The sequence below is a fragment of the Streptomyces sp. NPDC002328 genome, assembly GCF_042890065.1.
Taxonomy (GTDB): Bacteria; Actinomycetota; Actinomycetes; order Streptomycetales; family Streptomycetaceae; genus Streptomyces.
Genome location: NZ_JBIARQ010000022.1, coordinates 69229 through 95825, shown reverse-complemented (window position 1 = coordinate 95825; position 26597 = coordinate 69229). Strand labels below are relative to the sequence as shown.

Here is a 26597-nt window from a genome sequence, read left to right as displayed (position 1 = left end):
GGTGCCCCGCGAGGGAGCCTCGCGGGGCACCGCCCTCATCCTTGACGCCTCACGGCTTCGGAACCGGCGGCGCGGCCTGACCGGGGCCGGGCAGCACTCCCTGGCGCACGAAGTAGTCCACGTATGCCGCGAACACCCGGTCGTCGATGGCGGGGCAGGTCACGTCCGTGCCCTTCAGGCGCTCCCGGGTGATGTCGTCGGAGAACTCCGCGAGCTCGGTCTTCTCCGTGTCCACGAGGACCCGCATCAGCGGCACCATCGAGTTGTTGACGTCCGCCGACACGGCCTTCATCCACCGCAGCGTGCTGAGCTCCGTCAGCTCGTAGCCCGCGCCGCGCAGCAGCCTCAGCAGGTCCGCCGCGTCCAGGGAGCCTGGGCTGACCTGGTGATAGACCCCGCCGAGCGCCTGCGGATCCCGGGACAGGGCGACGATGGCCCGGCTGACGTAGTCGATCGGGACCATGTTCATCCTGAGCCGGAACCTGCGCGGGTAGCAGCCGGCCTGGATGGAGCCCTTCATGAACCGCCACACGAAGTCGTTCGGCTGGCAGGCCCCGGTGCGCGAGTCGCCCCACACCTGCCCGGGGCGGTGGATCGTCACCGGCACGCCCCGCCGCCGGGCTTCCAGCACCAGCTGCTCGGCGACCCACTTGCTCTTGGTGTAGCCGAGCGCCAGGTCCTCCGGCGGCCCGGTCCGGTCCAGCTCGCCGCGCGGGACGCCGTCCTCGGCCGGCAGGAACACCCCGGTGGTGGAGACGTGGTGGAGCGTGGCGCGGGCCGCGCCGGCGAACCGCAGGATCTCGTGGGTCGCGTCGACGACGGCCCGGCGCAGCCACTTGTAGACGGTGAGGAAGTTGACCTTGGCCGCGGAGTGGTAGACGGCGTCGACCCGGTCGGCCAGCTCGGCGTAGGCGGCGTCGGTCATGCCGAGGCGGGGCTTGGCCACGTCGCCGTTGTGCACCCGCACCCGGCTCAGGTCGAGGCCGTCCAGCAGCTCGTACCCGCGCAGGTTCTCGCGGAGCCGGGCCAGGCCCGTGACCGGGTCCGGGCCGCGCACCAGACAGTGCACGACGAGGCCGTGCGCCAGCAGGTCCCGCAGCAGGAATGCGCCGAGGAAGCCGGTCGCGCCGGTGAGCAGCACCTCGGACACCTCGTGCGGCTCCGGTGCCTCGAAACCGGTGATGTCGTCGGCGAGCACGGCGTCGGCGGCGAACTCCTCGGCGACTCCTTTGAGCGTCGTCGAAGTCATGACGTGTGTACGTTCCTTCCAACGCGGGTGAGCGGGGTGCCGCGAGCGAGGGCGGGCGTGTGTGCCGGTCCCCGCGTCCGCGGCCTGGTCCGCCGGGCAGGCGGGACTGTCGAAAGCACGCCCTAGGCCGCGGCGGCGGCCTTCGCTATGGCCTCGCCGAGCAGCGAGAGCGCTTCCTTGACGTCCTGGTCGGTGGCGACGATCGGCGGCAGGAGACGGATCGTGGTGGGCCGGCTGATGCACGGCGAGACGACGAGACCGGCCTGCGCGAGCCCGGTCAGCACGTCGCCCGCCATCTCCGGCGAGCGGAAGTCCATGCCCCACAGCAGCCCGCGTCCGCGCACCTCGACGAGCGCGTCCGGGTACTGACCGCGCAGGTCGGCCAGGCCGCGTTCCATCGCCGCGGCGATCCGCGCCCCGTTCTCGGCCTGCCCCTCGACGGCGTCGAGCGCCGCCGGGATCACCGCGGTGCCCAGCGGGTGGCCGCTGAAGGTGGCGGTGTGCAGCAGCGGGTCGGACAGCAGCGGCGCGTAGAGCCGGTCGTTGCAGACGGCCGCCGAGACCGGCACGACGCCGCCGCCCAGCGGCTTGCCGAGCAGGACGCCGTCCACCGGCAGCCCGGCGGCCAGCGCGACCGAGCGGGGGCCGCAGCGGCGCAGGCCCACCTGGATCTCGTCGGCGATGACCAGCGCGCCGTGCGCGTGGGCGTCCTCGCACCAGCGTGCGAGCACCGTCTCGTCGAGGAGGCGCACGCCGTTCTCGGCCTGCACCGGCTCGAAGATCACGGCCGCGACCTCCTGCTCCCGGACGACCTTCGCGACCGCGTCCGGATCGTCCGGCGCGATGTGCACGACGCCCTGGAGCAGCGGCTCGATGCCCTTCTTGAAGCGGGGGTTGTCGGTCAGCGCGAGCGCGCCGAGGGTCTTGCCGTGGAAGGCGCCCTCGACCGCGATGACCGTCGTGCGGCCGGTGGCCATACGGGCGAGCTTGACGGACACCTCGACGGCGTCCGCCCCGCCGCAGCCGAAGAACACCCGGTCCAGGCCGCCGCCGAGGTACCCCGTGAGGCGCTCCGCGGCGAGCGGCGGCACCGGGCTCTGCACGGTCCTCGTCGACGCGGGCATCACGTCCAGCTGGGCCCGGACCGCGGCCACGACCGCGGGGTTGCGGTGCCCGAGGAGGGCGACCGCGTAACTGCCGAAGTCCAGCATGGACCGGCCGTCGGACAGGGTCACCCGGCTGCCCTCGGCGGACGCCTCGACGGCGCCACGCCCGGTGAACTTGCCGGCGAGGGCGAGCGCGGGGGAGAAATGGCGCTTGACGCGCCGGAAGGTGTCCTTGGCGCTGTCCTTGGTGATTTCTCTGATGTTCTCCATGTTCCGTCGCCCCCTCTCACACGCTCTGGTCGATGATTTCCTGCTGATAGCCCTCGAGAGCCTTCGCCACCGCGGGGTGGATCATCTCCTCCACCATGGGCAGGCCGATGTCGAATTCCACGCTGAGTTCGAGCGCCGTGCCCGCCTCGTCCTCGTGGATCTGCCAGTAACCCTGGTAGTGGGCGAGGTCGCCCTCGGTCTGCCGGAACTCCCAGCGCCGCCGCTCCGGGTCGAGCACGTCCTCCTGGTCCCACTCCATCTCGGAGCCCTTGAGCTCGACGATCCAGCTGCTGGTGCGGCGGTCCCCGTCCTCCCCGGTGACCGTCACCTCGTTGACGCCCTCCATGAAATCGGGGAACGCCTCGATGTCCCGCAGCACCTTCCACACCTGTTCCGGTGTTCCGGCGCCTCTGCGCGTGGTGTGCAGTACGGCCATGGGAATCTTCCTTTCGAAAAACACGGGAAATTACGGACAACCGCCCTGCGGCGCACCGCAGTTTAAGGTCGATAACAGTTCACGGGACCGGTCGAAGACCCGTACCTGACACGGAATTGACACCCTGACGCGAGCGCGTGTCCCGGCCCGGTCCGGGTGCCGTCCCGTCAGGCCGAGTCCCGGCTCTGGCTCAGGGAGCGTTCCTCCATGAGGGCCATCAGCCGGGCCACTTCGGAGCGCAGTTCGTCCTGCTGCGAGGTCAGCTCGTCGACGCGCCGGCGCAGCCGCAGCAGCTCGTGACCGGGCACGGCGTTCCGCCCGTCCGACTCGGGGTCGGCGGAGGCGTGTTCAGCGGGCGAGTGTTCAGTGAGCGCGTGTCCGGTGGGCGCGTGTCCGGTGGGCGCGTGCTCGGCTGTGAGGTGCCCCGGGACCGGGTACCCGGCGGTCCGGCCGTGCGCCGCCTCGCTGAGCAGCCGTACGTTGCCGGGCCGGCCGACGGCCGCACCCACGAGCACCGCGCCACCGCCGTTGCCGTTGCCGTTGCCGTTGCCGTTGCCGTTGCTCGATTCTCCGCTGCGCCGACGACGCGCCGGCTCCTGCACGGCCTGCGCCTCGCTCTCCCGCCCGCAGCGCTGCAACGCGAGCACGAGCTGCTCGCGAAACCGCTTGCGAAACGGATGTGCGGCGACCAACTCCTGCAAGTCATCGACGACTTGCCGATGCTGCCCCAGACTCAGCGAGGCCTCGCACAGATCCTCCACGGCGAGCAGCCGCTCCTCCTCCAGCCGGGCCGCGGGCGCCGCGCACAGCCGGCCGTGCGCGGCCCCCTCCAGCGCCCGACCGCGCCACAGCCCCAGCGCCCTGCGCAGCAGCACGGACGCGGTGCGCGGATCGGACCCCAACTGCCGCTGCGCACGCGCGGCCTGGAGCCGGAACTGCACGCTGTCGAGTTCCTCGGGCCGGGCCTGAAGCAGATACCCCTGGCCGCGCGCCACCAGACGCGGGCAGCTCGCACGCGACGGCTCCGCCTCGATCAACTGCTGGCGCAGCCGGGAGACGTGCGCCTGCAACGCGTTGCCCGCCTTGTCGGGCGCGTTGTTGCCCCACAGCTCGAAGATCAGCTCGTCGGTCGGCACCGGCGCCCCCGCGCGCGTCAGCAACGCGCCGAGCAGCACCCGCTGCTTGGGACTCGTCAGCGGGACGCCGCGCTGCCGGACGTCGTCGTGGATCCCAGGGGGGCCCAGTACCCGGAACTGCATCAGAAACCTCCACACGTCGTCGCGGTCACGAACCGCGCGGCATATCGAGGTGATCACGGGCCGCCGCCCCGCCACATGAGTACTCAGGTACTCCAAACCCGCACCATCACGAGTGGCCTCGGTCACACCGCCCGGCCGCAGCGGCGGCCCTCGGGGCGGCGAACGGCCGGAAGCTGAGTGCCGGTTACTCAGGCCCGCGCATCACCACGCGTGGTCGTCTTGGGGCCAGGCAGCTTGACGACGAGGGGAGTTGAGGGACATGCCCCAGTGGGATGCCGAGACCGCGGTCGTAGGGCTCGGGGCGTGGGGAGCCGCGGCGCTGTGGCGGCTGGCGGTCCGGGGCGTCGACGTCCTGGGCATCGACCGCCGCCCGCCCGGACAGGCGCCGGGCTCGTCGCACGGCGGCTCCCTGGCGTTCCGTGTGGCGGGCCCGGAGCATCCGGGACTGGTCCCGTCGGCCCACCGTTCCAGGGAGCTGTGGACGGAGCTGGAAGACACCGGGCGGACGAAGCTGTTCGTGCCGTCGGGCGGACTGCTGATCGGCCCGGAGCACGGGCGGGTCGCCGGGGGCGCCCTGCGCGCGGCCCGCGCGCACGGGTTGCGGGTCCGCACGTACACGGCCACCGCCCTGCGCTTCCAGCACCCGCGGCACACCGGCGTGCCGGGCCACCACATGGGCGTCTGGGACCCCTGCGCGGGCCTGGTCCGCGCGGATCACGCCGTACGGACCACGATCGCCGTCGCCCGCACGGCGGGCGCGCGCGTGTCCGCCGACACCCGGGTCACGTCCGTCGAGCCGGTGCCCGGCGGTGTCCAGCTGCACACGCCGCACGGCCCGGTGAGGGTGCGCCAGGCCGTCCTGGCCGCCGGCCCCGGGCTGCCCGCGCTGCTGCCCGGCCTGCCGCTGGACACCGTGCGCACCTCGGTCACCTGGTTCCGGCCGCTGGAGCCGTCCGGCGACTTCGAGGTGGACTGCTTCCCGCCGTTCCTGCGCGAACTGGACGACGGCCGGACGCTGTGGGGCAGCGGCCGGGAAGGCGGACACGACGTCAGGCTCGGCCTGGAGGACCGCGGCGTCGCCGCCAAGCCGGTGGACCCCGAGGAGGACGACCGCTCGGTGACCCCGGACGACTGGCGAGACCTGGCCCGCCTCCTCCCCGCCAAGATCCCCGGCCTGGCCCCTTCCCCCGCCCGGATCGCGGCAGGCGTCCGGACCCGCACCCCGGACGACCGCCCCGTCATCGGCCGCCCGGACGGGGACCCCCGCCTGATCGTCGCCACGCCCACCGCCCCCGACGACCTCACCCAGGCACCGGCGGTGGGCGAGACGGTGGCCGACCTGGTCCAAGGCGTCCCGCCGAAGACCCCGCTGGACTTCCTCTCCCCGAACCGCTTCACCTGAGGGCCTGCGCCACTCCGGTGAGGGTCGCCTCACTCCGGCGAAGGTCGCTTCACTCCGACGAAGGTCGCTTCACTCCGGTGAGGGTCGCCTCACCCCGGTGAAGGGCCCCACTCCGGCCGACGAGCCCCACTCCGGCCGACGGGCCTCGCTCCGGCCGACGGGAGTCTGGCAGCCGCCCGAGGGGAGCCTGGCAGTCGGCCGCGGTCGCTCAGCCCGCCGCCGCCAGGACCAGCGGCAGCACCGGCCCGCTGCCCGCCCTGCGCAGCACCCGCGCGGCGACGGCGAGGGTCCAGCCGGAGTCGGTGCGGTCGTCGACGAGCAGGACGGGCCCCGGGGAGAGCGTCAGCGCCCGGGACAGTTCCTCGGAGACCGTGAAGGCGTCGGACAGCGCCCTGAGGCGCTGCGCGGAGTTGCTGCGGCGCGCGGCGTGCGCGCCGTCCGGTCCCGCGTACGTCAGGGCCCCCAGGAAGGGCAGTCGGCCGATGGTCGCGATGCCCTCGGCGAGAGAGCCGACGAGCTGCGGACGGGCCAGCGACGGCACGGCCACCACTCCCACCGGCCGGTCGATCGCGTCCGGAACCTGCGGCGCCCACCCTCCCGGAGAGCGCGCCCAGTCCGCGAGGACCGCCACTGCGGCCCGCAGGACGTCGTCGGGGACCGGCCCGTCCGGCGCGTTCTCCGCCAGCAGCGGCCGCAGCCGGTTGCCCCAGCCGATGTCCGAGAGCCGCCCCAGGGCCCGCCCGGTGGAACACTGCTCGGCCGCCGGGATACGCCCCTTGAGGTCGACGCCCAGGGCGGGCATCCCCGTGGGCCACATCCGGCGCGGCTCGACCTCCACCCCCGGGCGGTCCAGTTCCTTCGCCGCCCCGGTCAGCGCCTCCGCGGAGACTTCGGAGTCGGCCCAGGCGCCCGCGCAGTTGTCGCACCGCCCGCACGGCGCGGCCCCCTCGTCGTCCAGCTGCCGGCGCAGGAACTCCATCCGGCACCCGGCCGTGCCCACGTAGTCCCGCATGGCCTGCTGCTCGGCCGCCCGCTGCTCGGCGACCCACGCGTACCGCTGGGAGTCGTAGACCCACTGCTCGCCGGTGGAGATCCAGCCGCCCTTCACCCGCTTGACCGCCCCGTCCACGTCGAGGACCTTGAGCATGGTCTCCAGCCGGGTGCGCCGCAGATCGACCAGCGCCTCCAGCGCCGGCACGGACAGCGGCCGGCCCGCGTCGGCGAGGGCCGCGAGGGTTTGGCGGACCTGCGTCTCGGGCGGGAACGCGGTGTCGGCGAAGTAGCGCCAGATCGCCTCGTCCTCCTTGCCCGGCAGCAGCAGCACGTCCGCGTGGGCCACCCCGCGCCCCGCACGGCCCACCTGCTGGTAGTAGGCGATCGGCGAGGACGGCGAGCCGAGGTGCACCACGAACCCCAGGTCCGGCTTGTCGAAGCCCATCCCGAGCGCCGAGGTCGCGATCAGCGCCTTGACCCGGTTCTCCTGGAGATCCGTCTCGGCCTGAAGCCGGTCGGCGTTCTCCGTGCGCCCGGTGTACGAAGCCACCGGGAAGCCGCGCTGCCGCAGGAAGGCGGTGGCCTCCTCGGCCGCCGCCACCGTCAGCGCGTAGACGATCCCGGAGCCCGGCAGCTCCTCCAGGTGCTCGGCGAGCCAGGCCAGCCGGTGCGCCGCGTCCGGCAGCCGGACCACGCCCAGCCGCAGGCTCTCGCGCTCCAGCGGACCGCGCAGCACCAGCGCCTCACCGGCCCCGGTGCCCAACTGCTCGGCGACGTCGGCGGTGACCCGCGCGTTGGCCGTCGCGGTCGTCGCCAGCACCGGCACGCCGGGGGCCAGCTCGGCCAGCATCGCCCGCAGCCGACGGTAGTCCGGCCGGAAGTCGTGCCCCCAGTCGGAGATGCAGTGCGCCTCGTCGACCACCAGCAGACCGGTCGTGGCCGCGAGCTTGGGCAGCATGTGGTCACGGAAGTCGACGGAGTTGAGACGCTCCGGACTCACCAGGAGGACGTCGGTCTCCCCCCGCTCGACCTCCTCGTGAATGGCGTCCCACTCCTCCGGGTTGGCCGAGTTGATGGTGCGCGCCCGGATACCGGCCCGCGCCGCCGCCTCGACCTGGTTGCGCATCAGCGCCAGCAGCGGGGAGACGATCACGGTGGGCCCGGAGCCGCGCCGCCGCAGCAGGGCGGTGGCCACGAAGTACACCGCGGACTTGCCCCAGCCGGTGCGCTGCACCACCAGGGCGCGCCGGCGTTCCCGCACCAGAGCCGCCACCGCCTGCCACTGGTCCTCCCGCAGCCGCGCCACCCCCGCGGCGGCGCCGACGAGCTCGGCGAGGATGGCATCGGCTTCAGCGCGCAGCTCCGTAACGTCCATGCCCCCATGCAACCCGACGGCACGGACAATCGGCCACTTCGACCGGCGCCACTCCCCGAACGGCGACGGATGCGACTACTGTGTGCAACCGGCCGAGCGCTCCCGCCGACCGCCCGAGCGGTTCCCCGACCGCGCCGCCGGGGAAACATGGCCCCCACAGGGGGTTAACGGGCCGTGTACGGCGGGCACACGCGTCACGGCGCTCCTCCTGGGGTAGGGATATAAGACGCGCACCGCCATATATCGGTCGGTGGCCCCAATTGCTCGTTGCCGCATCCAAGTTCGACAGGAAGAATTGAGTTCCGCTCCCCGCACGGCTCGTCCGTGGTCCGGCAGGGCCCTGCTGCGGTGTGCGCTCCCCCCCGAATCCGACCCGCCCCCTGTGTGGGCCGTAGCCGAAGGGAGGCTCGTGACCTTCGGATTCGCTCCGTCCTCGGCGGCATCCTTGTCGACGTCCTCGTCCGCCGCTTCCGCCAACCGCTTGCTCGAGCCTGCCGAGTGGGCCGCGGCGGGGATTCCGCTGCTGCGCAATCCGCGGGAAGTCGTCAGCGGCCTGCACGCGCGCCACCGGCCCCGGCCGGCCACCGCGGTCGTGGCCGTCCTCGATCCGGACGAACGGCTGCTCGCCAGCGCCTCGTTCATACGCCGCCAGGCGCCGGCCGACGGCTGGATGTTCCGCAACACGCTGCTCGCCCAACTGCGCCGGGTCATCCCGCACGACCTGCGCCGCCGCACACCGGTCCGCACCGCCGTACTGCTGTACTGCCGTGAGGGCGACGCCCGCTGGACGGAGGAGGACGGCGCGTGGATGTGGGGCCTGCGTGACGCCTGCACGCTGCACGGGCTGCGCTGCGGGTCGTACATCACGCTGACCCGGGACGGCTGGCAGGTGCTCGGTGAGGGCCGCGGCGGCCGCCGCCCCAACTCGGACTCGTCTCCGGAACCATTCGCACTGTCCGAGGCTCCGCCCCCGCTCCCCCGCACGGGCGGCGTCGCCTCAGAGGTCCTACGCCGAGCCGCCGCCCGCTGACCGGCCGGCCCAGCACGACGCGACCCCGACCACCAGCAGCCGCGTCGACTTCCTACCGGTTGAAACGGCTGCCCTCGCCGGGCACGCATCGGTTGAAACGGCTGCTCTCGCCAAGCGCACATCGGTTGAAGCGGCTGCTCTCGTCAAGCGCGCATCGGTTGCAGCGACGCCTCGCCGAGCGCGCATCGGGTGAGCGACGCCCTCGCCAAGCGCGCGTCGGGTGAAGCGACTGCCCTCGCCGGGCACGCATCGGGCCGCGCGACAGCGACATCTGACGCGCCGCAGGCCCGAAGCGGCGGCTCTCCGCCGGGCCGAGGAGTGCCGAGGAGTTCAGCCATGGCGAGTTGAGCCACGGCGAGGCTCCACGGCCGGCCCCCGCCGGCCGCACGCACCTACCCGACCGGCCCGTGCCGCCCCGGAAACGGGACCACAGCACCAGCCCGGGCACCGGTACCAGTAGGCACCCGTCAGGGGCACCGGCACCAGCATCAGCAGGCACTGGCGAGGGCACCGGAACCGGCATCAGTAGGCACTGGCGGGGCACCGGAACCGGCGCGAGCAAGCACCGGCACGGTCGAGCACCGGCATGCCAAGCCACGTCACCGAGACGGAGTACCGGGAGGCACACCGGGACGGTGTCCGCGCCCGCCACGCCCGCCACGCCCCCCGATCATCGGAGGCGACGACGGCGGAGGCGACGACGGCGACAGCGCCGGCCCACGGGGTACCGAAGACCCACCCCCGGGATCCCGCAACCGCGCGCCGTGATCCCCCGTCATCCGGGCGCGCCGAAGCGCGCCTTGGGGGCGGCCGCGACCGCGACGCCTCCCGCACCCCGGTGTTCCCCGGGGTGACCGGAACCGGCCGGGCTAGACGCCCGCGCCCAGCGCGGCGTTGATCCGCTGCGGGTCACCGCAGACGATCAGCAGCGTGCCGGCCCGCAGGCGGGCCAGGGGCAGGGCGGTCGCGGCGCCGGCGTCGGAACCGCCGTTGACGGCGACCACGACCACGGGCCGCACGGCGGCACGCTCCAGGGCGGCGGCGTCGGCGTAGAAGACGTCGTCTCCCGCGTCGTGCTGCGCCCAGTAGGCCGCCTCGCCGAAGCTGAGCTCGTGGGCCGCCCAGGGGTGCTGCTCACCAGTGGTGATCACCAGCACCTCACCCGGGGCGCGCCCCGAGTCCAGGAGCAGGTCCACAGCTTCCTCGGCGGCGTCCAGAGCGCCCTCGGCGGAAGCCGGGATCAACTGGATCTGAGGAGCGGCCGAGGCGGATGCCGGGGCGGCGGGGACGGCCGGGGCCGAGGGCCCGGGCTTGGCGGCCACGTCTCGCTGCGTGCGCTGCACGGGCGGCGTGGGCCGGACGGGACCAGGACGACCCGGACGCGACGGAGCCGCGGGACGGGGACCGGGTACGGGACGAGGGGTCGGCGCGGTGCGGCCGCTGGCCGGAGTGGCGCGGGGACCCTGGGCACTCTCGTGAATCTGAGGCTCCTCGGGAATGAGAGGCATGGGCTGTTATCTATCAAACGTTGGTGCGGCTCGCGCCAGCGGGTGGCACATCAGTGCGAGCGGAATCGTCAGAAGTCGAAGCCGAGCTGACCCTCGATCTCCGGAACGCTTCCGTCCGCCCAGCTGCGGGTCTTCTTGAGGTGCCGCCACTGGGGCAGCGCATCAAGATACGCCCACGACATCCGGTGGTACGGGGTGGGTCCCCGTTCCTCCAGTGCGGCCTTGTGCACGGGCGACGGATACCCGGCGTTGTCCGCAAAACCGAAGTCTGCATGCTCGGCACCCAGTTCGGCCATCATTTTGTCGCGCCGAACCTTGGCGATCACCGAGGCCGCCGCGACCGCGACGCACGACCGGTCGCCCTTGATGACCGTGCGGACCTTCCACGGGACGCCGAGGTAGTCGTGCTTCCCGTCAAGGATCACCGCGTCGGGACGTATCGGTAGGGCGTCCAGAGCGCGCACCGCGGCGAGCCGCAGCGCGGCCGTCATCCCGAGGCCGTCGATCTCCTCCGGGGAGGCATGACCGAGGGCATAGGACGTGACCCACTTCTCCAGCGCCTCGGCCATCTGGTCGCGTCGCTTGACGGAGAGAAGCTTGGAGTCGGTGAGGCCGACGGGCGGCCGGCGCAGTCCGGTGACCGCCGCGCAGACGGTGACGGGTCCGGCCCAGGCGCCGCGACCCACCTCGTCGACACCGGCAATGACCTTCGCTCCGGTCGTGGCGCGAAGGGAGCGCTCGACGGTGTGAGTAGGTGGTTCGTACGGCATGGCGCACTTAGGGTACGCCGCCTGGATCCCCTCGCGACACCCCGGTTTCCCGAAGCGCGCACGGCGAGCGTCCGGGAGCCCGCGCGAGGTCCCCGATCACCCCACGGTCCAGGGCCGTCCAGCACCCGCGTCACTGCGCATTCGCCCAGCTCAACGACGTCCGGCCGGTAGGGAGTTGCCCGAGGCCGGCCACCCCGACGACCGCCTCCCGACCGCCCACCGAGGACTCGCCGGAGAAGCAGCCGCCAAGGCTTCTTGCCGAGGGACAGGCGGAACGGCGGGCCGAGTTCGCCCGCAGACCTCAACTGCCCGCGCCCCCTGGCCACCTCGAGCGACAGCATCAACGCCACACACCACATGAACCACACGACCTGCGTGAATCGCATGACCACCCCCGACACCTTCCCGCACCGCTCCACACTCCTCGGACGTCCGCGTCCCGTGTACACCCATCGCACACCGCGGATACAGGAAGAACGCCCGGCCGGTCACGCAGAGTTCCCGACGAACACGGAGAGTTCCAAATTTTTCGATCCCGACCGCACCTCGCGATCACATCCCGCGATCGCCGTCCCGAGGCATCCACCCGGGCAGTGCCTCGACCTGCTCCACCCAGGCCCCGGGAGGCGTCCCGGCCTTGCCGGAGGCGATCACACCGCCCACGATGGCGCAGGTCGTGTCCACGTCCCCGCCCACCTGCGCGGTCGTCCAGAACGCCTCCTCGTAGTCACCGAGGGCGCGAGCGGCGGACCACAGCGCGAACGGGACGGTGTCGTGCGCCGTCGTGCGCCGCCCGCAGCCCAGGACGGCCGCGACGGTGGCCGCGTCGGCGTAGTCGAGCATGTCGCGGGCCCGCCGCAGACCGGCGCCGACGGCGCTCTTCGGGACGAGGGCGATGACGCCGTCGAGAAGCGCCTCGGGGCCGGGCGGGCCGCCCGGCGATCCGGCCAGGGCGGCGGCCGCGGCGACGGCCATGGCCCCGACCACGGCCTCCCGGTGCTGATGCGTGGGGTAGGCGGAGATCTCCGCCTGGTGGGTCGCCTGTTCGGGGTCGTCGGCGTACCAGGCACCGAGCGGGGCGATCCGCATGGCGGCCCCGTTCCCCCAGGAGCCCTGTCCGTTGAACAGGGCGGCGGACAGCTCGCGCCAGTCGCCGCCCTCCCGGACCAGCCTGAGGAGTCGGTTGACGGCGGGGCCGTAGCCGCGGTCGAAGTCGTGGTGCTCGGCGAAGGAGCGGGCCAGGGCATCCTGGTCGATGCGGTGGTGGGCGGCCAGAACGGCGACCACGGAACAGGCCATCTCCGTGTCGTCCGTCCACTGCCAGGGGCCGGGCGGCAGCTCACGGCGCTTCAGCAGCGGGTAGTTCACCGGCACGAAGAACTGCGAGCCGAGCGCGTCCCCCACCGCGAGTCCGCGCAGGGCGGCCAGGGCGCGGCCCATGCGCCCGTCGTAAGAGGAGTCAGCGGTCATCGCCCTGCCACTCTATCCGGAGATCCCGTACGATTCCGGGTCTCGCCAGCGGTCGAACGGCCGGTTGATGGAGTACTTGCCGTCGTCACCGAGAACGAGCATCCGCGTCTCGGCGTTCCCCGGGTTCGACAGCGACTCGAATTCGGCGACCGTCCAGTGGAACCAGCGCATGCAGAACAGTCGCATGGCGAGACCGTGGGTCACGATCAGCACGTTCGGCGGGTGGTCGGGGTCCTCGAAGCTGCGGAACAGGCTCTCCAGGAACCCGCCGACGCGGTCGTACACGTCGGCTCCGCTCTCCCCCTGCGCGAACCGGTAGAAGAAGTGCCCGTAGGCGTCGCGGTAGGTCTTCTGGAGGCGGACGTCGTCGCGGTCCTGCCAGTTGCCCCAGTCCTGCTCCCGCAGCCGGGGTTCCTCGCGCACCCGTATGAGCTCCGGGTCGAGGTGGAAGGCCTTGAGGGTCTCGTGCGTGCGTCTGTAGGGCGACACGTACACGCTGACCTGCTCGCGGTCGAACAGCTCCCGCAGTGTCTTGCCCGTCTCCTCCGCCTGTAGCCGGCCCCGCTCGGTCAGAGCCAGAGCGTGGTCGGGTTCACGCTCGTAAACGGTGTCATCAACATTGCCCGTTGACTCCCCGTGCCGGACAAGGACGATGCGCCGTGGTCGTGCCATGCCAAAACCCTAGATCGGATGGCGGCTGATCGAGCACTCGTAAGCCCTTCATACAGCGTAGGTCACACAAAGTCTGCACCGGGTGACACGGGCGGACGCCCGTGCGCGCCCGTGCAAGCCCGAACGACAGGCCGACGATCAGACCGTCCAGGCCGGTTCGAGCTGCACGATGTCACCGGTCAGGGAGGAGATGTCCGCCTCCGTCTGGGCGCGCAGCGCGAGTCGCTCGACGCGTTCGGTCCGGTACTTGCCGTGTTCGGCCTCCGAGCGCCACATCGACAGCACCAGGAACTCGTGGCCCGGCGCCTCGGCGAACAGCCCGCGGATCATGCCGGGTGAACCGGCCATGGCGGGGTTCCAGACCTTCTCCTGCATCAGCGTGAAGTGCTCGGCCCGCTCCTCGTGGACCCGGCACAGAGCGACCCGGAGCAGGTCGGAGTCGGTGAAGCGGGGCTCGAAGCCCGTCTTCACGTCGAAGCGGTAGTCGAAGAGCCGCACCTGGGCGTCCTTGTAGGTGCCCGCCTGGGCCGCCGCGAGCCGGTCGTGGGAGCGGGCCATGAAGGAGTCGTAGAACGCACGGCTCTCCCAGAAGGCGAAGACATGCGCGACCGAGGGCCGTCCTCTGCTCCAGCCCCCGCCCTGTCCCCGAAACCCCGGCTCCCCCGGAAGCCCCGCCCACTTCCGCTGCCCCCGTTCGAAACCGCGGCGGTCCACCACGGTGCAGCGAATCCACTTGACCAGCACCGCGCCATGGTAAGGCCACCGGACGTGGCGTCGGTCACGTTCGTACACGATGCGGCCGTGCGGGCGGTCACGCGCGCGTGGCAGGATGGGCAACCTGCCCTGATGATCCGGCAGTTCAGGGTGACAGCAGACCGCGACGGGGAGGGACGGTCCGGTGAACGGCCTCAACAAGGCGATCGGCAAGGTCGAGACAGCGGTGAAGTGGGACCCGAGTCCGGCGGGGCAACCGCCCACCGACCTGGACATCGTCGCCGCGACCTACCTGACGGACGACCCGCAGGCGGAGCCCGCCTATGTCGTGCACTTCGACAGCCGCTCCCCCGACGGCACCATCTACCTCAACCGTGACAGCAAGGACGGCAAGGGCTTCGGCTGGGACGAGGTCATGACGCTGGAGCTGGACCGGCTGGACGCGCGGTACGCGCGCGTGGTGGTCGGCGTCGTCATACAGCAGCGCTCCGACCACCGGACCTTCGTGAGCGTGGCCAACCCCGCCATGCGCATCCGCGAGGGCTACACGGACCTCGCGACGGACGACTTCGGCGGCGTCCTCGGCTCCACGGCCGCGACCGTGGCGGAGTTCGTCCGCGTACCGTCCGTCGGCTGGACGTTCCGCCCCGGCGTCCAGGGCTTCGAGGACGACCCGGCCACCTTCAGCAGAATCATGGGCCGCCTACGCCACACCTGACCAACACCACCCCAACCACAAGGGCGGCAGAGCCGCAACCCAGCTCCACCGCCCTGCCCAGCTACTTCACGCCCTCCGAGCGCTCGGTGTACTGGCGCAGACCACTTGTTCCTGGCGTGCGCTGTTCCTCGGCATCTGGCTCTCGATCAGGGAACGCACGCAGCCACAACTGTGGCGCCCGGTGGTCGGCGAGCCACCGCATCCGGTTGTCATCCTCGACGACCCCGGCGCGTGCGACCTGCGTCCATTCGTCTTGGTCGAGGACTTCGAGGTACTTCTCCCGGAGCGCCTCCTGCTGCGCCGCAGTGCATCCCGCAGCCTCGGGCGGCTCTGTGGTCAGGTGCTGGGCGAGCAGCGCGATCGTGAAATAGCGCTCGATCGTCGGGGTGAGCAGCCCCACATGGCGAGCGTGAGCTTCCAGGACCGCTCCCGAATGGGGGTAGTGAGCGAGGGTGAGCCCCATCCCCCCGCAGCCACTCATCAGATGGAGTAGGCGACCGACGTGGTCAACCATCTCGCTGTCAGTGTCGAGGTCTGCCAGTGCCTCATGGAGTTTGGCGACTGTAGCGACGTTGCCGGCGAAGTATCCATTCAGGAAGTCGCCGTCACAGGCTCTGCGAAGCAGCCAAGGTCGGGCAGTCGGGTCGTCGAGTCTGCAGAGAGCTTCAACGACATAGACACGTCCCCAGCCGGTGACGCGCTCGGCCAGCCAGAGCAGGGCCTCGACTCCCCCTGTCTGCCGCTCGAATGCGTGCGCCGCCAGGGGCCCGAAGCGGTTGGAAAGCAGCCCGATCGTTTGAATCAGCGGAATGTCGTCGACTGTACCCACGGCAGCGAGCAGGGCAAGTCCAACGGTGACTGAGCATCGATCGGTCCCGTATCGGACCAACCAGCGGCCTGTTCGGCGAACGCGTTCTCTGCCCGCCCGCTCAGCCGCGGCAGCGATGTGCCCGTTCTGGTGAATCGGGACGTAGACGTCATGGAAGGCATCGGCCAATTCGCTGGGCAGAGCAGAAGCCCTGGCGAAATGCGTGTCCAAGAGGAGGGCAACGTCCTTGCCGGCCGAGTGCCGGTCCTCAGGTGCCTTCGGACCTCGCCGGCGACAGTGCGACTCGTCGTCGGGATAGGGTTCTCCGTCGCGCGGAAGCGGATCCCCTGGAGCCAACCGATGTAGCCGGAGTGCGTGATCGAACAGCGATGTCGGTGACCCGGGCAGTCCTGTCCCGGTCGTCTCGCTCATCGGCGGACGGAGGACTCGATTCTCTTGATCATGGTCGGGAGCATGCCACGACACCAATCGCCGCGACAAGCTCGCCGCGGCGGAGCGTTGCATCAGACGCAACGGCAAGGCGTCCCACGCGTCAAGGCGGTGGAACCACGAGACCGGCTCCACCGCCCTGACCAGCTACTTCACGCCCTCAGGGCGCTCGGTGTCAGCTGCAACCGCTGGTTGAGCCGCAGCCCTCGCAGATGTAGCAGGAGCCGGCGCGCTGCATCTTCGTGCCGCAGGAGAAGCACAGCGGGGCGTCGGCCTGGATGCCCAGCTGCATTTCCACCAGCTCGGCGCTGGTGTGGGCCTGCGTCGGGGCGGGCTTGGCGGCCTCGCTCTCCGCCTTGGGCGTGCCGACGGCCTTCAGCTCCGTCTGGCGCGGGGCCGACTGGGCCAGGCCCTCGACGTCGACGTCCTCCTCGGACGCCTCGTACGAACCGGTCTCCAGGTGACGCTGGCGCTCCTCGGCGGAGTGGATGCCGAGCGCGGAGCGGGTCTCGAAGGGCAGGAAGTCGAGCGCCAGGCGGCGGAAGATGTAGTCGACGATCGACTGGGCCATCCGCACGTCCGGGTCGTCCGTCATACCGGCCGGCTCGAAGCGCATGTTGGTGAACTTCGAGACGTACGTCTCCAGCGGCACGCCGTACTGGAGGCCGACGGAGACCGCGATGGAGAAGGCGTCCATCATGCCCGCGAGGGTGGAGCCCTGCTTGGACATCTTCAGGAAGACCTCGCCGAGACCGTCGTCCGGGTAGGAGTTGGCGGTCATGTAACCCTCGGCGCCGCCGACCGTGAAGGACGTGGTGATGCCGGGACGGCCCTTGGGGAGGCGCTTGCGGACCGGGCGGTACTCGACGACCTTTTCGACCGCCGTGCGGATCGTGTCCTCGGCCTTCTCCGTGATCTCGGCCTTCTCCTGCTCCTTGGTGTCCTTCGTCTTCGCGGAGAGGGGCTGGCCGACCTTGCAGTTGTCGCGGTAGATCGCGAGCGCCTTGACGCCGAGCTTCCAGGCCTCGAAGTAGATCTCCTCGACCTCCTCGACGGTCGCCGACTCCGGCATGTTGACCGTCTTGGAGATGGCACCGGAGATCCACGGCTGGATCGCGGCCATCATGCGCACGTGGCCCATCGGGGAGATGGCGCGCTCGCCCATGGCGCAGTCGAACACCTCGTAGTGCTCGGGCTTGAGACCGGGGGCGTCGATCACATTGCCGTGGTCGGCGATGTGGGCGACGATCGCCTCGATCTGCTCCTCCTGGTAGCCCAGGCGGCGCAGGGCCTGCGGGACGGTGCCGTTGACGATCTGCATCGAGCCGCCGCCGACCAGCTTCTTGAACTTGACCAGGGCGAGGTCGGGCTCGACACCGGTGGTGTCGCAGGACATCGCCAGGCCGATGGTGCCGGTCGGGGCGAGCACGGACGCCTGGGAGTTGCGGAAGCCGTTCTTCTCGCCGAGGCGCAGCACGTCCTGCCACGCCTCGGTGGCGGCGGCCCACACCGGGGTGTCGAGGTCGTCCTTGCGGACGGCCACGCCGTTGGCGTCCGCGTGCTGCTTCATGACGCGGTTGTGGGCGCCGGCGTTGCGGGCGTAGCCGTCGTACGGGCCGACGACCGAGGCCAGTTCGGCGGAGCGGCGGTAGGCCGTGCCCGTCATCAGGGAGGTGATGGCGCCGGCCAGGGCGCGGCCGCCGTCGGAGTCGTAGGCGTGACCGGTGGCCATCAGCAGGGCGCCGAGGTTGGCGTAGCCGATGCCGAGCTGGCGGAACGCGCGCGTGTTCTCGCCGATCTTCTGGGTGGGGAAGTCGGCGAAGCAGATGGAGATGTCCATCGCGGTGATGACGAGCTCGACGACCTTCTGGAAGCGCTCGGCCTCGAAGGACTGGTTGCCCTTGCCGTCGTCCTTCAGGAACTTCATCAGGTTCAGCGAGGCGAGGTTGCAGGACGTGTTGTCCAGGTGCATGTATTCGCTGCACGGGTTCGACGCGGTGATGCGGCCGGACTCCGGGCAGGTGTGCCAGTTGTTGATCACACCGTCGTACTGGATACCCGGGTCGGCGCAGGCCCACGCGGCCTCGGCGAGCTTGCGGAACAGCGCCTTGGCGTCGACCTTCTCGATGATCTCGCCCGTCATACGGGCGCGGAGGCCGAACTCGGTGCCGTTCTCCACGGCCTGCATGAACTCGTCGTTCACGCGGACCGAGTTGTTCGCGTTCTGGTACTGGACGGACGTGATGTCGTCGCCGCCCAGGTCCATGTCGAAGCCCGCGTCACGCAGGGCGCGGATCTTCTCCTCCTCCTTCACCTTGGTGGCGATGAAGTCCTCGACGTCCGGGTGGTCCACGTCCAGGACGACCATCTTGGCCGCGCGACGGGTGGCGCCGCCCGACTTGATGGTGCCGGCGGAGGCGTCCGCGCCGCGCATGAAGGAGACCGGGCCGGAGGCGTTGCCGCCGGAGGAGAGCAGTTCCTTGGAGGAACGGATGCGGGAGAGGTTCAGGCCGGCGCCGGAGCCGCCCTTGAAGATCATGCCCTCTTCCTTGTACCAGTCGAGGATCGACTCCATGGAGTCGTCGACGGCCAGGATGAAGCAGGCGGAGACCTGCTGGGGCTGCGGGGTGCCGACGTTGAACCAGACGGGGCTGTTGAAACTGAAGATCTGGTGCAGGAGGGCGTAGGCCAGCTCGTGTTCGAAGATCTCGGCGTCGGCGGGCGAGGCGAAGTACTTGTAGTCCTCGCCGGCCTGCCGGTACGTCTTCACGATGCGGTCGATCAGCTGCTTGAGGCTGACCTCGCGCTGGGACGTGCCGACGGCGCCCCGGAAGTACTTGCTGGTGACGATGTTGACCGCGTTCACCGACCAGAAGCCGGGGAACTCGACGCCACGCTGCTCGAAGTTGATCGAGCCGTCGCGCCAGTTGGTCATGACGACGTCACGGCGCTCCCACTCGACCTCGTCGTACGGGTGCACGCCGGGGGTGGTGTGGATGCGCTCGATACGCAGCCCCTTGGTGGCCTTGGCGCCCTTCGCTCGGGAACCTCGTGCCGGACCGCTCGCCGTCTCTGTCATGCCGCCTCCCTGTACAGGCAAAAACGCCCTGAAATGCCACGATGTTCCCGTGGCACGGTGTTGTGTCTGGGTTGCGGACGCCCTCATGCCGCCCGCAACAAATCCTCGTCCGCCGCCGCCCGGCCGGGCCCGGGGTCTCCGCCCGGTCCGGCCCGTCGGTCAGTCGGCGGCGTGCGCGGGCTCGGGGACCTGTGCGGTCCCTCCGGGCCCTGCGTCGTCTTCCCGGCTCCCCGTGACAGCGCCCTTGTCGTCCTCGCGGTCGTCGTCGTCCGCGGTGGGGCGTCCCGTCTCCCTGAGTTCCGCGATCGCCGCCTCGAAGTCCTCGAGCGAGTCGAAGGCCCGGTAGACGGAGGCGAACCGCAGATAGGCGACGAGGTCGAGCTCCTGCAACGGACCGAGTATGGCCAGGCCCACGTCGTGGGTGGTCAGCTCGGCGCTTCCGGTGGCCCGCACCGCCTCCTCGACCCGCTGGCCGAGCTGGGCGAGCGCGTCCTCGGTGACAGGCCGTCCCTGGCATGCCTTGCGCACACCGTTGATGACCTTGGTACGGCTGAAGGGCTCGGTGACTCCGGACCGCTTGACCACCATGAGCGAGCACGTCTCCACGGTCGTGAAACGACGGGAGCAGTCAGGGCACTGGCGGCGCCTGCGGATCGACGTGCCGTCGTCGGTCGTACGGCTGTCGACGACGCGGCTGTCGGGGTGCCTGCAGAAGGGGCAGTGCATGAACTCCAACCCTCCTCACAGCAGACTCAATAGCCTCGCCGGACCTCATGAGCCCCGCGAAGCAGCCCCCAGCATAGGCGATCCACGACCATCCGAAGACACGGGGGACCACAACTTCTGGGCTGCTGATTCAATCCAACCACTAGATGTGGGGCTTGGCCCATACATCCAGGCTGTAGCGCGTGTCGCAGACACACCGCTTCACCGCACGCGTTTCCACCGTCACGCGCAGCATCCGGGAACTCGCGCGCACACGCGCGTGCGCACCCGTATCGCCGCCGCTCCTGCGGGGATACCGTGAGCGCCACAAGGGGAAGAGGTGGGACTCTCGCACAGAGCCGGGCCTGGCCCCCGGCCCGCGGGAGGACGGATGGCAGACTGGGGCGGCACTCACAAGGTCACCGGCCCGGCGGTGAAGGGTACAACGACGAGCCCCTTCGTTCGCCAGGCAGCGCGTCAGCCAATACACCCAGACACATGATCAAGTCAGGCACTACACGCTTTTTCACTCGAACGTGTGTTTGGCGCAACCTTTCGAAAGCAACTACCGTTGTCCAGCAGGGAGACAACCGAGAGGGGCCGACGTGACCACCACCGCAGACAGTGCCACCATCACTGCCCAGGACCGCTCCCAGGGCCGACTCGAGCCGGTGCATGCGATGAACGAAGCCACGAATCCCGAGGGGCACAAGCGCTCCCTGCCGGGCCGACCTCCAGGCATCCGGGCGGACAGCTCGGGGCTCACCGACCGCCAGCGTCGGGTGATCGAGGTCATCAGGGACTCCGTACAGCGGCGCGGCTACCCGCCGTCCATGCGGGAGATCGGCCAGGCGGTCGGGCTGTCCAGCACGTCGTCGGTCGCCCACCAGCTCATGGCCCTGGAGCGCAAGGGCTTCCTGCGCCGCGACCCGCACCGCCCGCGCGCGTACGAGGTGCGCGGCTCCGACCAGGCGGCCGCCGTCCAGCCGACCGACACGGCCGGGAAGCCCGCCGCGTCGTACGTCCCGCTGGTCGGCCGGATCGCCGCCGGCGGCCCGATCCTCGCCGAGGAGTCCGTCGAGGACGTCTTCCCGCTCCCCCGGCAGCTCGTCGGCGACGGTGAGCTCTTCGTGCTGAAGGTCGTCGGCGACTCGATGATCGAGGCCGCGATCTGCGACGGCGACTGGGTCACCGTCCGCCGCCAGCCGGTCGCCGAGAACGGCGACATCGTGGCCGCGATGCTCGACGGCGAGGCCACCGTCAAGCGCTTCAAGCGCGAGGACGGCCATGTCTGGCTGCTCCCGCACAACTCGGCCTACGAGCCGATCCCCGGCGACGACGCGACCATTCTCGGCAAGGTGGTGGCCGTACTGCGCCGCGTCTGAGACGGCGGCGGACGGACCTCCTCGCTCCGCCTCCCTGACTGGGCCCCGGAATCCCTGCGCCGATTCCGGGGCCCTGCACTGTCCAGGGCCCTGCACTGTCCGGGGCCCTGTGACCTCGGTTCGCTTAGGCCTCCGCCTGCTTCGCCGCCGCGTCGATCGCCGCGAGCGACTTGCGGACCTGGTTGCGGTCCGTCGTGTACCAGAAGTCGGGCATCGACGCCTTCAGATAGCTGCCGTAGCGGGCCGTCGCCAGCCGCTGGTCCAGTACCGCCACCACACCGCGGTCGCCCGACGCGCGGACGAGCCGGCCCGCTCCCTGGGCCATGAGCAGCGCGGCGTGCGTCGCGGCGACGGCCATGAAGCCGTTGCCTCCCGCCTCTTCGACCGCCTTCTGGCGGGCGCTCATCAACGGGTCGTCCGGACGCGGGAACGGGATCTTGTCCATGACCACCAGCTGGCAGCCGGCGCCGGGTACGTCGACGCCCTGCCAGAGCGACAGCGTGCCGAAGAGGCACGTCCTCGGATCCGCGGCGAAGTTCTTGATCAGCTCGCCGAGCGTCTCCTCGCCCTGGAGCAGGATCGGGAACTCGGGAATGCGCGTGCGCAGTTCCTCGGCCGCGAGCTGAGCGGCCCGCATGGAGGAGAACAGACCGAGCGTGCGCCCGCCGGCCGCCTGGATCAGCTCCGTCAGCTCGTCCAGCATGTCCCCGCGGTCGCCGTCGCGCGCGGGACGCGCCAGGTGCTTGGCGACGTACAGGATGCCCTGCTTGCGGTAGTCGAAGGGCGAGCCGACGTCGATGCCCTTCCACGGCGGCGCGTCCTCGCCCTCCGTGCCCTCCGGGGCCAGGCCCAGGGAGGCGCCGACGCCGTTGAAGTCGCCGCCCAGCTTCAGCGTCGCGGAGGCCAGGACGACGGAGCGGTCCGCGAAGAGCTTCTCCCGCAGCAGCCCCGACACGGACATCGGCGCGACGCGCAGGGACGCGCCGAAGCGGTCGTGCCGTTCGTACCAGACGACGTCGTACTCCGAGCCGTTCACGATGCGCTCCGCCACGTCGTGCACGCTCTCCACGGAAGCGAGCGCCTGCTTGCGGACGGCGTCCTCGTCCTGGACGGACTTGTCGCGGGTCGCACCGATCGCGGAGATGACGGTGCGGGCGGCGTCGCGCAGCGCCATGAGCGCGTAGCCGAGGTCCTCCGGAACCTCCTCCAGACGTCCCGGCAGCGCCAGCTCCATCAGCCGCTCGAATCCCTCGGCGGCGGTCTGGAGCTGGTCGGCGGCCTTCTCGTCGACCAGCTTCGCCGCGCGGCGCACCGCCCGGTTGACCTGACCCGGGGTGAGCTCGCCGGTGGCCACTCCGGTGACCCGGGAGACCAGCTCGTGCGCCTCGTCGACGATCAGCACCTCGTGCTGCGGGAGGACCGGGGCGCCCTCGATGGCGTCGATCGCCAGCAGGGCGTGGTTGGTGACGACGACCTCGGACAGCTTGGCGCGCTCACGGGCCATCTCCGCGAAGCACTCGGCGCCGTAGGCGCACTTCGACGCGCCCAGGCATTCGCGGGAGGAGACCGAGACCTGGCTCCAGGCGCGGTCGGAGACGCCCGGCGTCAGATCGTCACGGTCCCCGTCCTCCGTCTCGTCGGCCCAGTCGCGCAGCCGCAGCAGGTCCTGGCCCAGCTTGCTGGTCGGGGCCGCCGCCTCGAACTGGTCGAAGAGGCCCTCGTCCTCGTCCTGGGGCATGCCCTCGTGCAGGCGGTGCAGACACAGATAGTTCGACCGGCCCTTGAGCATGGCGAACTCCGGGCGGCGGCGCAGCAGCGGGTGCAGCGCCTCGACCGTGCGCGGCAGGTCCCGCGCCACGAGCTGGCGTTGCAGGGCCAGGGTGGCGGTCGCCACGACGACCCGCTCCCCGTGGGCGAGCGCGGGGACGAGGTATCCCAGCGACTTGCCGGTGCCGGTGCCGGCCTGGACCAGCAGATGGGTGCCGTCGTCGATCGCCTCCGCGACGGCTTCGGCCATGGTCACCTGGCCGGGGCGCTCCGTACCGCCGACGGCGGCGACGGCGGCATTCAGGAGTTCGGGGAGTGAGGGCTTCGTCATAGCGCGACCACCCTACGGCGCGGCACTGACAAACGTGGGGTCGTGCAGGTGGAGGGAGGTAGTGAGGAGGGAGTGCGGGGGGAGGAAGCCGGGGGAGCGACGGTGCCGGCCGAAAAAAGTCACCGGAGATCGAGCGGCCGGGAACCGGGCCGCGATCCGGCGCGTTCCATCTGTGACGGCGCGATCACTGACCGTCACAGAAAAGGAAGTGGTGGCCGGTCCCTGATCATCAGGGCCGCCGGTTTATCGGGGAGGGCGATCTCGGTGGAGAAGCGGAAGCCCGCGGCGAGGAAGGCGGCGATGGAGGGGATGTTGCGCAGGTCGGGTTCGGCGATGACGCGTCCGCAGGCGGGCCTTTTGTCGAGTACGAGGTCGGCGACGGCTCGGAGCAGAACGCCGCCGAGCCCGCGCCCACGGTCGGCGGCACCGCCGATAAGAAGGTGGAGACCGGTGTCGTGAGGCCTGGCTGGGTAGTGCTGGGCCAGGGGGTCGAGGTCTGCCCGGTAGATCTCCCAGTAGCTCATCGGCGTGCCGTCCAGGACGCCGAGGCAGGGAAGGCTGTGCCCGTGTCCGACCAGTTGGGGTCGCAAGTGCGCTGCGGTCACGGACCGGGGCCCGGCCAGTTCCCAGAAGGCGGCGACCGCCGGGTCGTTCATCCACGCGGCGATACGGACGAGATCGCGTTCCATCCGTACGGGGACGAGGCGGAAGTCACCGGCGGGGGTGGCGGCCGGCCCCCAGCCGTCGATGCGGTCGAGCGGGTCCTCGACATCGAGGGGAGGCAGCGCACGGCTCCTCTCATCAGCGAGTGGAAAGGGGTGTGTTCAGGTGTGCAGGGGGTTGGCGATGGTGATGTAGACGGACTGGGTGTCGACCGGGCCGACGAGTTCGTCGAGGCCGTGCAGCCGGGTCAGCAGGTTGGCCTTGCAGCGCAGGACGGGTGAGTCGAGGAGGCGGCCGGGCAGCGAACTGCGCAGGCGGTGGGGACCGGAGGCCGCGGTGGCGAGGAAGCGCCGGAAGGCGGCGAGGAGCAGGCGTTCGTCGGCGAGCCGCTGGGAGCCGAAAGCGCCGATGAGTCCGAGCACGTTGTTGATGGCGAGGTAGTAGGCGAAGCGTTCGTCGGTGACCTCGTCGGAGACGAAGGTGTCGCTCACTTCGCCGATGCCCGGCAACCGGGACTCGAGGTGCGCGCGGTGGGACTCGCGGAAGTAGTAGCCCTGGTTGTCGCGGTACCAGCCGCCTCTCGGCCAGCCGTCGGGGTCCAGCAGGACCAGCGTGTTCTGCTGGTGCGCCTCCAGGGCGATGCCCGCCTCCCCGTCGAGCCAGAGGACGGGACGGACGACGTGCTCCAGGTAGCGAAGGAACCACTCGGTCGCGACGGCTGCGCGCGGACGAGCCGTCCTGCCGGTGAGACGCGTGACGAGTTCGGCGAGCCGGGATCGCGGCTCCGGTTCGGCGGCCGGTCGGACATACGACCGGTGGGCTACGAGGCCGGCGACGCAGTGGACGTCGTCGGCAGGGGTGAAGGGGTTGTGCCGGATCACGGCGTCGAGTCCGGTGACGGGGAGGCCGTCCGGGCCGTCCACCGCGATCCAGGCGGGGTCGCGGACGATGTCGAAGCCCGGGTTCGCTGACTGCCACTGCCGGCCGAGGCCGCTGCGGAGCAGCCGGTGCACCTCGACACCACGGTGGAGTTCCTTACGGAGGTTCTGGCGGAGGGAGTTGGTGATGCGCAGCCCCAGCGACAGTTTGAGCATGGCCGGGGTGGCGGAGCGATAGACGGTTCGTACGGAGGAGGTGGGGTGCCAGGGGAGGCCATGGGGACCGAGGTCCCGGAGGAGCCCGGCGTCGAACAGGGCAGCGACGTCGGGGCGGTGACGGACTTCGCGCAACTGCCAAGGGTGGACCGGCAGGGCGGCGCAGCCGTCGGACAGCGGCAGCCCGGCGCCGGCGAGCCGGAGCGTCAACTGGTCCGCGGTGACGGGTCGGCCGCGTTCGGTCCAGGCGGAGTCGGTGGCGAGTACAGAAGGGGCGACTGCGAGCCAGTGCAGGGGGAAGGAGCCGCGCGACTCGGGTGAGTACAGGTGCGCTTCGGCCTCGGAGAGGCCCTCACGGCTCTTCGGGGTCGGGTGCAGGGGGTGTCCGAGCAGCAGTGCCTGCTCGGCGGAGAGGAACAGGTCGGGCCCGTCTGCGGGGCGGTCCCAGCGCGTGCCGACGAAGGCCGCGGTGCGGCGGACGGAGTCGGCCACCCGGGCGACGAGATCGACGCTCTCGCTGCTCGCCTGTTCAGCGGCGGTGCCCTGCGCTGCGGCCGGGTACCGCACCGCCGCGGACTCGCGGGCCAGCAGGGCGGCGAGGGTGACCGCGTCGACGGGCGGGGCCGTCTCCGGGGCGTCGGCCAGGCGCGGGAGGCCGAAGCGGTGCCAGCCGGTGGGTGACCAGTAGAGGACGGGGACGAGCAGAGCGGTGCCGGAGGCGGGCAGAGGAACGCGCAGCATGCCGTCGGCGGGCGCGGACAGGCCGGTCTCGCGGGTCCAGCAGCGCAGCAGGTTCTCGACGGCCGCCGCCTGGGCGGCGGTGTGCGGGTCGGGATGGTCCAGGAGGTCGACGGAGGGGGCGGGTCCCTGTTGGCGGGGGACGCGAAGGGCTGGTTCGGGATTCGGTGACGGAATGGAGGAGGGCGATGCTTGTGCGGGGGAAGCGGCGGGTGCCGGGGGCGGCGAACCGGCTTGCTGTGGGGGCGTGTTCACGGTGGCTCCTCGTGGGGTGGGGGGTGAGGTCGGCCGGGTGGCGTCCCGGCTTCGGCGCGGGTGCTGGTGCTGGTGGGGGTAGGGGTGCTGGTGCTGGTGGGGGTAGGGGTGCGGGTGCGGGTGCGGGTACTGCCGTACAACTGCTGTTGCTCGGCTGGCTGTCATGGCTGTCATGGAGCTGGTGGGGACGGGGTGCCAGGGGTGGCGTGTCCGGCCCCGGCCGCCCATCCGGCACGGGCCGCTCGTCGGGCCCGGCCCGCACATCCGGTAAGGGCCGCGCGTCCGATACAGGCTTCCCCTCCGGCCTGGGCCTCCCCTCCAGTACGGGCCTCCCCTCCGGTGCAGGCAGC

Annotated in this window: 19 protein-coding genes and 1 pseudogene; 4 read left to right on the top strand and 16 right to left on the bottom strand. The window is 71.2% G+C overall.

The genetic code is table 11. The annotated features are described in order from the left end of the window. Positions 1-49: 49 nt before the first annotated feature. From ACFYX4_RS35685 to ACFYX4_RS35670, 4 genes are all read right to left on the bottom strand, one after another. Positions 50-1249: a thioester reductase domain-containing protein gene (locus ACFYX4_RS35685; RefSeq protein ID WP_389342626.1), complete on the bottom strand. Its 1200-nt coding sequence runs from the start codon at positions 1247-1249 to the stop codon at positions 50-52. 122 nt (positions 1250-1371) lie between these two features. Continuing rightward, the gene (locus ACFYX4_RS35680; RefSeq protein WP_389342623.1) at positions 1372-2625 is read right to left on the bottom strand and encodes an aspartate aminotransferase family protein; all 1254 of its coding nucleotides are present in this window, start codon (positions 2623-2625) and stop codon (positions 1372-1374) included. 16 nt (positions 2626-2641) lie between these two features. Further along, on the bottom strand, positions 2642-3061 hold the full coding sequence (locus tag ACFYX4_RS35675) for a type II toxin-antitoxin system RatA family toxin (protein ID WP_389342620.1): 420 nt from the start codon (positions 3059-3061) through the stop codon (positions 2642-2644). Between the two features lie 167 nt (positions 3062-3228). Further along, positions 3229-4320, bottom strand: a complete 1092-nt coding sequence (locus ACFYX4_RS35670) for a BTAD domain-containing putative transcriptional regulator (protein WP_389342617.1) — start codon at positions 4318-4320, stop codon at positions 3229-3231. Positions 4321-4579: 259 nt separating this feature from the next. Between ACFYX4_RS35670 and ACFYX4_RS35665 the strand changes: the two genes are divergently transcribed. Then, on the top strand, positions 4580-5722 hold the full coding sequence (locus tag ACFYX4_RS35665; protein ID WP_389342614.1) for an FAD-dependent oxidoreductase: 1143 nt from the start codon (positions 4580-4582) through the stop codon (positions 5720-5722). 208 nt (positions 5723-5930) lie between these two features. Here the strand turns inward: ACFYX4_RS35665 and ACFYX4_RS35660 are convergent, their stop codons facing one another. Next, the gene (locus ACFYX4_RS35660; RefSeq protein ID WP_389342611.1) at positions 5931-8090 is read right to left on the bottom strand and encodes a RecQ family ATP-dependent DNA helicase; all 2160 of its coding nucleotides are present in this window, start codon (positions 8088-8090) and stop codon (positions 5931-5933) included. A 409-nt stretch (positions 8091-8499) separates the two neighbouring features. Here ACFYX4_RS35660 and ACFYX4_RS35655 point away from each other — a divergent pair, with 409 nt between their 5' ends. After that, entirely contained in the window at positions 8500-9120 is a 621-nt protein-coding gene (locus ACFYX4_RS35655; protein WP_389342608.1) for a hypothetical protein, read from the top strand. Positions 9121-9989: 869 nt separating this feature from the next. On the opposite strand, the gene ACFYX4_RS35650 is transcribed toward ACFYX4_RS35655, so the two are convergent. The 5 genes from ACFYX4_RS35650 to ACFYX4_RS35630 form a co-directional block, all read right to left on the bottom strand. Beyond that, positions 9990-10628: a hypothetical protein gene (locus ACFYX4_RS35650; protein ID WP_389342605.1), complete on the bottom strand. Its 639-nt coding sequence runs from the start codon at positions 10626-10628 to the stop codon at positions 9990-9992. A gap of 68 nt (positions 10629-10696) precedes the next feature. Continuing rightward, a complete protein-coding gene (locus ACFYX4_RS35645; RefSeq protein WP_389342602.1) occupies positions 10697-11398 on the bottom strand; it encodes a ribonuclease HII in 702 nt (233 codons plus the stop codon). Positions 11399-11950: 552 nt separating this feature from the next. Continuing rightward, positions 11951-12868: an ADP-ribosylglycohydrolase family protein gene (locus tag ACFYX4_RS35640; RefSeq protein WP_389342594.1), complete on the bottom strand. Its 918-nt coding sequence runs from the start codon at positions 12866-12868 to the stop codon at positions 11951-11953. A gap of 12 nt (positions 12869-12880) precedes the next feature. Beyond that, positions 12881-13540: a histidine phosphatase family protein gene (locus tag ACFYX4_RS35635; protein ID WP_389342591.1), complete on the bottom strand. Its 660-nt coding sequence runs from the start codon at positions 13538-13540 to the stop codon at positions 12881-12883. A 138-nt stretch (positions 13541-13678) separates the two neighbouring features. Next, positions 13679-14284 carry a YdbC family protein gene (locus ACFYX4_RS35630; protein ID WP_389342588.1) on the bottom strand — a complete coding sequence of 202 codons (606 nt, stop codon included), beginning with the start codon at positions 14282-14284 and terminating at the stop codon, positions 13679-13681. 154 nt (positions 14285-14438) lie between these two features. On the opposite strand from ACFYX4_RS35630, the gene ACFYX4_RS35625 reads away from it, so the two are divergent. Then, complete coding sequence (locus ACFYX4_RS35625) at positions 14439-14972, top strand: TerD family protein (protein ID WP_389342585.1); 534 nt, start codon at positions 14439-14441, stop codon at positions 14970-14972. 61 nt (positions 14973-15033) lie between these two features. Here ACFYX4_RS35625 and ACFYX4_RS35620 read toward each other — a convergent pair whose 3' ends face one another. The 3 genes from ACFYX4_RS35620 to nrdR form a co-directional block, all read right to left on the bottom strand. After that, the gene (locus ACFYX4_RS35620; RefSeq protein ID WP_389342582.1) at positions 15034-16011 is read right to left on the bottom strand and encodes a hypothetical protein; all 978 of its coding nucleotides are present in this window, start codon (positions 16009-16011) and stop codon (positions 15034-15036) included. 394 nt (positions 16012-16405) lie between these two features. Further along, positions 16406-19309, bottom strand: coding sequence for a vitamin B12-dependent ribonucleotide reductase (locus tag ACFYX4_RS35615; protein WP_389342579.1), 2904 nt, complete (start codon positions 19307-19309; stop codon positions 16406-16408). Between the two features lie 159 nt (positions 19310-19468). Beyond that, the gene (gene nrdR / locus ACFYX4_RS35610; RefSeq protein ID WP_389342575.1) at positions 19469-20035 is read right to left on the bottom strand and encodes a transcriptional regulator NrdR; all 567 of its coding nucleotides are present in this window, start codon (positions 20033-20035) and stop codon (positions 19469-19471) included. 584 nt (positions 20036-20619) lie between these two features. On the opposite strand from nrdR, the gene lexA reads away from it, so the two are divergent. Continuing rightward, positions 20620-21399, top strand: coding sequence for a transcriptional repressor LexA (gene lexA / locus ACFYX4_RS35605; RefSeq protein ID WP_389342572.1), 780 nt, complete (start codon positions 20620-20622; stop codon positions 21397-21399). A gap of 124 nt (positions 21400-21523) precedes the next feature. Here lexA and ACFYX4_RS35600 read toward each other — a convergent pair whose 3' ends face one another. The 3 genes and pseudogenes from ACFYX4_RS35600 to ACFYX4_RS35590 form a co-directional block, all read right to left on the bottom strand. After that, positions 21524-23497, bottom strand: a complete 1974-nt coding sequence (locus ACFYX4_RS35600) for an ATP-dependent DNA helicase (protein WP_389342568.1) — start codon at positions 23495-23497, stop codon at positions 21524-21526. A 194-nt stretch (positions 23498-23691) separates the two neighbouring features. Further along, positions 23692-24427, bottom strand: a pseudogene (locus tag ACFYX4_RS35595) (GNAT family N-acetyltransferase). Next, entirely contained in the window at positions 24322-26247 is a 1926-nt protein-coding gene (locus ACFYX4_RS35590) for an IucA/IucC family protein (RefSeq protein WP_389342565.1), read from the bottom strand. Before ACFYX4_RS35590 ends, ACFYX4_RS35595 begins: the two are co-directional and overlap by 106 nt. Between the last annotated feature and the right edge of the window lie 350 nt (positions 26248-26597).

What these genes read in the sequence shown, in the direction of transcription:
- ACFYX4_RS35645 (WP_389342602.1), bottom strand. Translation starts at nt 11,398, where the DNA reads ATGCCGTACGAACCACCTACTCACACCGTCGAGCGCTCCCTTCGCGCC.
- ACFYX4_RS35650 (WP_389342605.1), bottom strand. Translation starts at nt 10,628, where the DNA reads ATGCCTCTCATTCCCGAGGAGCCTCAGATTCACGAGAGTGCCCAGGGT.
- ACFYX4_RS35665 (WP_389342614.1), top strand. Translation starts at nt 4,580, where the DNA reads ATGCCCCAGTGGGATGCCGAGACCGCGGTCGTAGGGCTCGGGGCGTGG.
- ACFYX4_RS35670 (WP_389342617.1), bottom strand. Translation starts at nt 4,320, where the DNA reads ATGCAGTTCCGGGTACTGGGCCCCCCTGGGATCCACGACGACGTCCGG.
- ACFYX4_RS35615 (WP_389342579.1), bottom strand. Translation starts at nt 19,309, where the DNA reads ATGACAGAGACGGCGAGCGGTCCGGCACGAGGTTCCCGAGCGAAGGGC.
- ACFYX4_RS35635 (WP_389342591.1), bottom strand. Translation starts at nt 13,540, where the DNA reads ATGGCACGACCACGGCGCATCGTCCTTGTCCGGCACGGGGAGTCAACG.
- nrdR (WP_389342575.1), bottom strand. Translation starts at nt 20,035, where the DNA reads ATGCACTGCCCCTTCTGCAGGCACCCCGACAGCCGCGTCGTCGACAGC.
- ACFYX4_RS35680 (WP_389342623.1), bottom strand. Translation starts at nt 2,625, where the DNA reads ATGGAGAACATCAGAGAAATCACCAAGGACAGCGCCAAGGACACCTTC.
- ACFYX4_RS35685 (WP_389342626.1), bottom strand. Translation starts at nt 1,249, where the DNA reads ATGACTTCGACGACGCTCAAAGGAGTCGCCGAGGAGTTCGCCGCCGAC.
- ACFYX4_RS35600 (WP_389342568.1), bottom strand. Translation starts at nt 23,497, where the DNA reads ATGACGAAGCCCTCACTCCCCGAACTCCTGAATGCCGCCGTCGCCGCC.
- ACFYX4_RS35660 (WP_389342611.1), bottom strand. Translation starts at nt 8,090, where the DNA reads ATGGACGTTACGGAGCTGCGCGCTGAAGCCGATGCCATCCTCGCCGAG.
- ACFYX4_RS35675 (WP_389342620.1), bottom strand. Translation starts at nt 3,061, where the DNA reads ATGGCCGTACTGCACACCACGCGCAGAGGCGCCGGAACACCGGAACAG.
- ACFYX4_RS35640 (WP_389342594.1), bottom strand. Translation starts at nt 12,868, where the DNA reads ATGACCGCTGACTCCTCTTACGACGGGCGCATGGGCCGCGCCCTGGCC.